General features: G+C 43.6%; 1 protein-coding gene and 1 pseudogene. Both read left to right on the plus strand.

Annotation, left to right across the window (positions count from 1 at the left end):
- Positions 1 to 167 precede the first annotated feature (167 nt).
- Positions 168 to 1,242, plus strand: a pseudogene (locus tag HMPREF3208_RS06040) (class C sortase); the annotation flags it as partial.
- 929 nt (positions 1,243 to 2,171) lie between these two features.
- On the plus strand, positions 2,172 to 10,232 hold the full coding sequence (locus tag HMPREF3208_RS06045; RefSeq protein ID WP_064347765.1) for a hypothetical protein: 8,061 nt from the start codon (positions 2,172 to 2,174) through the stop codon (positions 10,230 to 10,232).
- The last annotated feature ends 88 nt before the right edge of the window (positions 10,233 to 10,320 follow it).

Here is a 10,320-nt window from a genome sequence, read left to right on the forward strand (position 1 = left end):
CGATGCTGAAATTTCCTTGACCTCACAACACTGAAAATCAAATACGCTGGTCAAAACTCATAGACGATACGCGAGTATCTCGCAAATAAAGTCACACAAGAAAGGAATCCAAAACTCGCGCCACGAGTTGCTCTCGTGCACGAACGCTTTCATGAGGATTTACTAACATGTTTAGGTTTTTTGAGAGTCGCATTGTTGCGGTTGAGCCAGATCGACGCGATTATCGTAAGGAACACGGTCATCGTGACGCTCAGGCTTGTCCAGATGATGGCAACAGCACAAACGCTGTCGTCGACACCGCCGCTAATCACAGTGCTAATCACAGCGCTAATCACAGCGCTAATCACACTCAAAAAACCAAAAGAAACAACACTCGTACCCAAAAATGGCGCTTCTCCAAGTCATGCATTATTCCATCGTTGCTGTTACTTGCGTCGTTCGCATCGCTGATTTACCCGCACGCCGCTATGTGGCTGAGTCAGTACCACATGTCGGAAGTTGCGGCTGAGTATGCGAAGCTCATCACGCACGCGGTCCCGGCTCCGCACGAGCAGTTGCGTCGTGCGCGTGAATATAACCAGAAACTTTCTTCTGGTGCTATTTACGAGGCAAACACAAATATTCCAACTTCGCATGGTGAAACTTCGGACGCCAGCGAGGACTACTGGGAGCAGCTAAAAGCTAACGATGACGGGCTGATGGCTCGTCTTCGCATCAAGAAAATTGATCTTGATTTGCCGGTTTACCACGGCACAGAAGATGCCACGTTGCTTAAGGGTCTTGGTCATTTGCGCGGAACTTCGCTTCCGGTTGGCGGCAAAGGTACTCGCTCAGTGATTACGGGGCATCGTGGTCTTGCTAGTGCAGAAATGTTTACGCGTCTTGACGAAATCGTTAAGGGTGACACTTTTACGATTGAGGTTTTCGACGAGGTGCTCACTTATAAGGTGATTGAAAAGATCGTTGTGAACCCGGACGAGACGAAGAAGATTGCTGCTGTTCCTGGCAAGGATTTGGTGACGCTGATTACGTGCACGCCGCTTGGTATTAATACGCAGCGCATTTTGGTAACAGGTGAGCGCGTGATACCAACGCCGGCGGCTGATAAGGCGCTTCGTGGTAAAAAGCCGGATATTCCACGCTTCCCATGGTGGGTTGTTGGGTGTGCTGGCAGCTTGCTGGTAGTTGGTAGTTACATTTGGTGGGCTGGTTTGCCGGTTAAGAAGAAAAAGAAAGACGACGAAAGCGATGCTGATGCTGGTGCTGCTGGTGCTGCTGGTGCTGATGCTGCCGATGCGGACGTTGAGGCTAGTGCGAACACTGATGATGCTCGCGTGGATTCTACGGCTGTGGATTCTGCGGCTCTGGATTCTACGGCTCTGGATTCTGCGGCTCTGGATTCTGCGGCTGTGGCATCTGAGCAATTAGCTGCGTTAGTCAAAGCTTCCGCCGGAAACGCAACTTCCGCCGGAAATGCAACTTCCGCCGGAAATGCAACTTCCGCCGAGAACTCAACTTCCGCCGGGGATATGCCTTTCGGAGATGACACAGCTGAATTTGCGCCTACCTCCAGCGTTGTGCCTGCCTCCAGCGTTGTGCCTGCCTCCAGTACTGCAGATCTTGAACGAGCTGAAGCGCAAGCTGTTGCCAATAGGTTGCGTAAGCGCCCGAAGGTTCGTTCTGCAGGTGTTCACAGAAAACGCAGTCATCGCGCAAAGAATCAGCAATATACGGGTGCGACGCAACGTAATCGGCAGCAGCAAAAAGCGAATCGTAAAACTGAAAGCATACTCGATTGGATTATGAATGTGCTCGGTCTTTAGCTATGAGCTTTTTCGATGGCTGTTCTTTGTGTGCAATCAGTTTTCGGTTGCGCTGGCTAGGGCATAACTAAAAACATTAAACTCATAATTGAATAACCAATAACTAAATAACTCATAACTAAATAACCAATAACTGAATAATAAATAATTGAATAACTCATAACTAAATAACCAAAACTATATAAAGAACAACAACTGCATTACGTCAAACAATTTTGCGAATACAGTGTGCAAATGCGTGTGAAAGTTTGTGGAAACCTACTTAAGCGTGCAGTAAGCGCGAGCAACAAGTGCGCAGAAGTAGCAGGGTATGGCAGTATTTGTAGCGAACAGTGAAATGAGTGGACAATGAGAAATACGTGGACTATTGTGCTAAATGTTCTTGCGCGCATTGGTAACGCAACGCAGAGCGCAATTCGAGCGGGACGTGATGCTGTTCGTATGCTTTCTGCTACTGTTCGTATGCTTTCTCATATCGTGATGCGCGCGTTACGAGCAATTCTTATTTGCGCTCTTGCAGTAGCGATGTGGCTGCCGATGTGCCTGACAGCTGACACTGCGGTTGCGGCGAGTACCGCAAAAAGTTCCATTCACTCAGCAATAAAGCATGCAGCAGTAAAGCATGCAGCAACAAAGCATGCAGCAACAAAGCGTTCTGAGACTGCTCCGGCTCCTGTTTCTGGCGGTTCGCTTATGCAACCAGCACCATCGCCAGTTTTCGTCAACGGTGACGATAACGTATTTGCAAGATTTCAAAATGGGGGGTATATCGGTAGCGCGAATAGTGTTACCAATAGCAGTGATGCGAAGGGTGAGAATGATACTAGGAGTCTTATTGACAGTGCTATGATGAGCGCTGCTGAAGGCATGGCTTCGCAAAGCGGAGCTGACGGTGCTTTTGTCAATACTGATCGTGCAAGCAATACTGATCGTGCTAGCAGTGGTAATCGCTCAAGCAATAGCAATCGTGATAGTAATCGCAATAGCAAAATGGAGTTCCGCCCAGGTTGCTATAGGCAATACGCCCGTTCCGAATGTATTACTGATGACGGCGACCAAATGGGTCACCGTGCATCACATGGCGCTGATATGGAGCGCAAACCAAATCCTTGGCGCGAAGATAGTGGCTATGATCAACCTCAGGGTATTTATACGAATAATGACCCAAACTTTACTCCGTATCCTCGTGGAACGTACTTACAAAAACGTATACGTAACTTAGCTTATTTGATGAGTAAAAATGGTGTAGATTCTTTAAATCGTATTCAGCTTGACGATGTGCACGATTACATTTTTATGAAGCGTACTCCTAAACGTGATGGTAATGGCTACATTTGGGATGTGCTCGTCAACATGGGTGCGCGTATTCATGGTGCTGCTAAAGCTTTGACCTATTTTGTTGTTCCTAAAGATCAGAGTCTCGACACAAGCAATGGTCAGTATGACCAGTATGTAGAGCGCTTACATTTTAATGCAGATAATCGTAATTGTGGAAAGAATTGGGTTAATCCTAATGGTTTTTGTACTGATGAAGGTACTGCTAGGACTCCACTGAGTGATGGTGAAACCCTCGATAAAGCATGGACTCGTCTTGGCAAAGTTGGAACAATTGAGAGCGTCGGTGTTTTTGAAGGTGGTACGCAGCGTAGCAGAAACGATAGCAATCGTGGTCTCGGCTTGTGCGAATCTTACGGTTTTGATTGCTATCACAGTACTAACTATGGTTTTCCAAGTGACGGAGAGCACAAGGGCGGTACTCGCCTTCCTCCAGACGGTACTCAAAAATTTAATGAAACTTATATAAAATTGATAGATAATCTATTCTTTGAACTTAGAGGACCTGATGAAGAACCTCGAGCAAAGATCTTTGCATTGCGCAATCAATTTGATGAACAAAAGTCACCTTATAGCTACCATATTCACTATACAACATCTAATAATGGTAAATATGGAAAACTAAGTACTTCCTATTATGGTGCAGGAACTTATTACGGTAATACGTGGCATGGTCTAGCAACTCGATATGGTCAAAACGATCCGTATCAACACAACAAAAAGTATTCATTAGCTGATTGGCGTTTAGGTAAAGGTCACACTAAGTACGAGTACACGACTTTATACCAGCAGTGGTACGGTATACCAAATCTAGTTGATATGCGAGTCCCACATTTCCAGTTCCTTCGCGGTACTCATTTAGGACCTTTAACAAGCAATAATGGTCAATTATTGGCAAAGACTAACAATATTGGTGTTGCAAGCTTACTTTTCCGCCCTTCGAGGCAAAGAGTGTGCGAGGGGGCCAATGAAGATCAGTGCAAAGGTACAGTGTGGGCAAAGGGTCAGATTTCACTTTCTCCAAAATACAATTCCTCAGATAATAAGTACGCGCGAGGAAACCGTTGGTGGAGAACTCCGTTAGATCCAAACACTAATATTAATACTCAAGATTCTTCTTTTGGCTCTCACCAGATGACAGTAAACTATTGGAACGATCAACTTCAAATGGGCTCGAGCATGCCTTTTAAGTACGACATTATTGGCCAAGCGGACGTGTTTAGGCCGCTGCAGACTCAAGAATGGAAGGATAACGCTCCGTATCGTTCTCAAAAAGATAAGCTTAAAAATCCGTTGGATTACGTGCAATACTTAGATAAAAAAGGAGACGTTTACGAGTTTGCGCATGATTTGAATCCAAGATTATACTGGCCAGATTCGCACAGTGGCAGAAACATAAGTCTGTATAAGGATTACTCTGATGCTAATGAAACTGTTTACTACGGTTCTATTAAAGATGGTAAGAATCCTAATGGGGATCATTATGGTTTAGAATATCCGCTTACTGAAGCCTATAACTATAATGATGAACTAGGAGCGAGCAAAGCGATTAAAGATCGCGCTATTTACAGTGTTGAGTGGACTGATAAAAAAGGTAATGATAAAAAGTCAGACACCTTGCAAGATGCAGAAACAAAGGTTGCTGTAAAAGTTCCAGTAGTAAACGTAGTAGATCCTTGCAAGGGTGATGATGATAAAGCTGCAGATAACGCTGCTGATGACGATGCTGAAAAGTCTGCAGAAGATGATGCTGCTGCGAAAAATAAAGACGGTGGTTGCAAACCGCAACCGTTGGAAAATACGAAGCGTTATATTTGGAAACTTTATGATGCGCCTCAAGGAAAATCTGTTGATCAAGCGTTGACTAATAGTGAGAAGTCAAAATACGCACAGCTTGCGAAAAGCTACTTCTCAAAGCCAGTAAAAGAAGAATACGCAACTCCAACTAATCCTCATAACGACAATCGTATTATGATGCAGTCTGGCAAGCAGCCTGAAGTAAAACCAGTATACGTATTAGCTAAGTATGCGAAGATTACGTACTGGGATGAGTCGAAGGATGTTTTGCCACTCGTATTTACGCATATCGACAGCGAGAAGCCGACTATAGACGTGAAAGTGAGCGTTGATGGCGGTGAGCCTCAGTCTGTTCCTGAAGGTGGATTAAACGTATCTGTTGGTAGCCGTGTTAGATTCTTGGTAACAGGTCATGACGATATGCATGTGCATATGGGTACTAAGGAGAATGTGCCTCCTACTAGTAGCACAGATGTTTTGGAAGCTAGTAGAAATTGGTCTGGCAGCTTTAGTAAATATGATCAAAGTTCAAAATGTGGTAGCGCAGCGTGTGCTAATACTCTTAAAGATCAATCTGGTTATGTAACTATAGATAATCCTAATGGTTCTCCGGCTTCTGCTCGTGATGTTCCGTCTAAAGAGTTTACATTCCACGCTTGGGATGATGCTGGAAATAATGTTCAAAAAACTGTGAAGTTGAATATTATTGATGGCAATTTTATTGTTCCTAACGTGCGCTGGCAAAAGCAGAATGATGGTAAGTATGTTGGTAAAGTGACGCTTTCTAAAAACGCTACATCAGTGAAAATGTTGGTAGTGAGAATTTGGGGGCGTGGAAAAACTAAGCCTTTTGAAGAAAAAAATGGAACTTCAACAGATATTTACAATACATGTAATGCTCGCGCTGATGGTTGCCAAGGAATAATCCTTAATCGCCAAAATGCTAATAGTAACTGGGCTAATTTTATTACCGATAACAATAAGAAGTATTTCACTAAACTTCCTCAAGGTGATGGTATTGATTTCAAGGAAAATAATGGTTCGTTAGAGATTACTATTCCAGAAAACTTAGCAGAAATCGGTTCGAGAATTTATGTTGGCATAGGAAGATCTGACGGTGGTATTAATACTAGTGACCACGCTGTTTCTCAGCCACTTCCACTTGAAATGAATTGGCCAGACGATGGCATGGTTCAAGTGAACCCGTATGAGCTGAATCCTTCTGAAAAACAGGGTTTGATAGATAGAATTAAGCAAAAGAATCCGCGTTTGTTTGATTACCGAAAAGATGAAATTGGTTGGTCAAAAGATGAAACTAAAACTCTTGGCGGCACAAGCGATAAATATTCTTGCACAAACGACACAAAACAGTATAAAATCTGCCTTTCTGTAACTCCTGACACTAAAAATACTACTCAAAATAAGTCGGGTTCAGAAAAGACTTTTAAAGTAGTAAAAGCAACTGGCACAGGCACTGACACTAAAGATGATCAAAAGCAAGAAACTGTGCTTGATCCAAAGCAGAAGAAAATCACGCGATTTGTTGATATTCGTAGAGATTATGATTGGTCATACAGTGGAAAAATAAAGGGTCGTGACAGTGACGATGGTTTCATGTGGTATGGTCGTGATGATAATAGTACACAATTTTTAGTGTACAGGTTCAACATCAACCAAGGTCGTGATTTCAATACAAATGATGCTTTAAGCTTATTTAAAGGCACAAAGAAAACTAGACGGCTTGGAAACCAAATACAGCCATCACTGTACCCGTTGAACACTAATGATGCTGATGCTACTAATAAAACAGCTATAGAAAATCTGTGGGGTGGATACAACAGTATGCCTAAGCGTGGTGATGGCATTGGCTACGCTCGTAAATTAGCGAATGGCTCGCGCGGAGAATGGGTAAACGTTGTTGACTTAGTAAGACAAGACAGTCTTGGCGGTGGACTCGGTATAAATACTAATGGTATTACTGATAAAAATAGTTTCTTGCAGCCGCAAGGTTACGTTATTCCTGGTGGAGAAGATTACAATCAGCAAGCTTCAGGCGCAAACTTAGGATCTGCAATTCTTAGGAATGGTCAAAAAACGCCAATGCGCACTCAGCTCTATATTTTCAACGGTAATCCGTGGAGAGAATTAGAAGCTAGAGGCGAAGGTGATAATAATAAAACGCCAAATGTAATTAACGTGTGGTTCGTGCCAGTAGACAAGAACAAGCCGTGGATTTCAGTAAAAGATGTTAGTAAGAAACTTCTTGGCGAGTGCAATCCTACTAAAGATAAGGCTGATTCTTGCGGAACTGCTACGACTATTGATATGAATAAGACTGATATTACAAAGCAGTCGGGCTTGTTCAACGTAGTAGATTTGCTTGCAATGGATGATGATTTCAATGTTGCAAATCCTGATACGCATGTAAGCGAAGCTTTGAAGAACACGCTGAGCATAGACATTGAAGCAGAAGGAGTTACAGATTCAAAAACTAAGAAAGCTCCTCGCGTAAGGTTTGTTACAGATGGCAATATCAACAAGGAACTGTTGCGCGGATTTATAGAAAAATGGCGTGGGAATGATGCTACAAAGTCACCAACTTTCAAGATGATTGCTCAAGTAACTGACGACTCTGGAAATAAGAGTGACGAAGCAGTAGTAGGCAAATTCAAGTTCAGTTGGACTGTAGCTAAAGCTCCAATTGTGCGTGCATATGATGGTCATCATTATGATGATTTATCTTCTTCTGGCGTGTGGCTTCATGATTGGGAAGGTGCTGTTGCGAATAATTACTATAATGCTGTGTCAGTTGTTGCAGGTGGGAATGCGACTCGACTCGTAGTGTATTTCACTCGCGCACAAAAAGCAAAACTCGCTAGTTTACAATCTAGCAATAATCTAATGTCTAGCTTGGGTGCACGGGATAACTTGAGTAGTAATAATGCTAATTCTCAAAGCGATACTGACACGAGTGAAGCATTAGCATTATGTAGATCGAAGTCAACGGATAAGTGGCAAGTTTGCGAAGGTTATACGCTGCCTCAAGGCGTTACGTTGAATTCTAATGACTATGGGAAAAATAATTCTGCAATAATATTTAATCCTGAAGTCTTAGCTCCTGGAAGCGTAGTGCGCGCAAGGAATCGTGCCGGATCTTACGGGCCTTGGTCAAATATGCCTGGCGTTAAATCAGGAAATTTGGATGAGTTATCGAATAACAACAACTCATCTCAATCAGGCGGTAGTGAGAATCCAACTCATGCAAGTAGTGCTGTAGATAGCAATTCGACGAATGGTAATGCGTCAAATGCGTTAAAAGAAAAAGAAGAAGAAAAAGAAGAAGACATGCGCAACGTGCTATCTGCTGACTCAATGGTGGCGCAGCGTAGTAACGTGTGTAGGCCTGAAACAAAAGCGCCAAAAGATTGGAACTCGCCTTCAGATTGCGTATTCTTCCCAGTCGTAGTCAATAAGAAAGTCGTACAAGTGCATCCGCTGCTACTGAATGATTCTGAAAAGCGTGCTGTAAATTACGTGCTACGCAATGGCAATTCCGGCGGCAAGTGGCTTGGTTTTGGAGATGCTGACAGTCTTATAAGCGTGGATGATGATGATACGCTTTCTGCAAACCAGTCAGAAGTTGCTTGGAAGCGTGGTGAATATACTGCTCCTACTGAGCAGAAAGATAAACGCAACAATTACTCTAACGCAGGCAATGAGCAGGATTCGTTTATTCTTTTGCGTGGATGGCGTAGGCGAAATGTAACGCCGGAACCAAGATATAATGTTGTAACAAGATTCGCTAGGTTGCGAAGTGTTGGTAATGATGCTGCTGACTCTGCCGACTACAAGATTACTTGGAATGAGAAGAAGCCATATATTGACGGACGTTCTGACGACCCAGGATTTGAGCTGGTTGGAACTACTGGTCATCAATCGCTTGTGTATCGTTATAACGCGAGTAGTAGCGGTCAAATCGGTTTAGGTGATTTGCAGAATGCGTTAAAGCTTATGCCAGTAAAATTGGAAGAAGCAACAAATGGCAAATCTGGTAACGAGTTAAAGAAAGCTGAAGATGATTTTGCTAAGAGCCAGCCATCTTTGCGTGTTGTAAGTGGTACAGATAAGGCTGCTGCTGAACAGGGTAAGAATGGTTTCAATCGTCCTGGTTTCTTTACGCTGAATGGTGAGTTTACTAACGCACCTGACTTGGTTACCGCAAATGGTTATTATGGCGGCGGTAATAGCGTTTCAGTTCGTAATTCAAATAGTGGTATGAATGCTAGTGTTTTGGGAAACGATCAATATAACAAGATGACGCCGAAATCAACTGATATACCAGAGTGGGGAATGGGTGATGTAAAGTCGTCTCAATTCACGCTAGATAAAGTTCTTGGTGGTCTTGAAGGCATAAAATACGTTAATACTTCATCAAACAAACAATCTCCGCGATATGTGCTTTCGCTTTCAAACCGTTATGCTAGGGAAAGTCTGCAAGGTACATACGGTTATGAAGCAAAATCTGACTTTAGTGATATTGCTGGAGCGCAGTCAATTCTTCCAGTATATGTAGTGCCGGTTGATGTAATAAAGCCTAAAGCTGAAGCGAAAGGTTTGCTTAAGACTTCGTCTATGGATAAGCCTTACAAAGTTACTGCTAACGATATTAAGTTCACTTTCACGGGTAATCCAGACCATAACGGTAAAGTGAATGGCAAAGAGCTGTTAGTAGACACTAGCGATGATTTTGATTCTCGAGACGTAGTTGAGAAGAATCTTCAAGTATGCGTGCGAAAATTGGATAAGCGCGTGCCTGTTGATAAAGATTGCACGCCTATTTTGAAGCGTGATACCAAAGGCAACGCGAGCGTAGACGCTGACGAATTGCAAAAGCTGCTTATCTCTAATAGGAATACGGCTGTTTACGCAGTATACGCGCAGACAAAAGATCAGTCAGACAATAAGAGTGATCACTATGATGCTGGAAAAGATGATAAAAAAGCGATCATCGGCTATATAAAGATTACTGGCATCAACGTATCGCCAATTCCGCTGCCGTTTACTGGTGGAAACGCTGCTATTACGTATACCTTCTTGTTCGGCATATTGATGGCACTCTTCATCGCGTCGGGCGCATTCGGTAGGCGCGGATGGTTGGCATCTGTGCTTAGCGGAAACGGCTTCGGCTCGCTTACTGATAGCAAGCACTGCGATGCTTCGGCTGAAGCGCTTCGAAGCGGCAAGATGTTCTTCAAGTTCAAGTGGCTTAGGTTGTGATGCGTAAGCGCGCGCTTTTGGGGACTTACACCCCACCCAAGTAACGCTCGCGCGGATAACGCGCTCGCTTACGAAACTCGCGTTGGAA

Source organism: Gardnerella vaginalis, assembly GCF_001546485.1.
Lineage (GTDB): Bacteria > Actinomycetota > Actinomycetes > Actinomycetales > Bifidobacteriaceae > Bifidobacterium > Bifidobacterium vaginale_D.

Bases quoted from the DNA above. Each gene is read 5' to 3' on its own strand.
- HMPREF3208_RS06045 (WP_064347765.1), top strand. From the start codon at position 2,172: ATGAGAAATACGTGGACTATTGTGCTAAATGTTCTTGCGCGCATTGGT.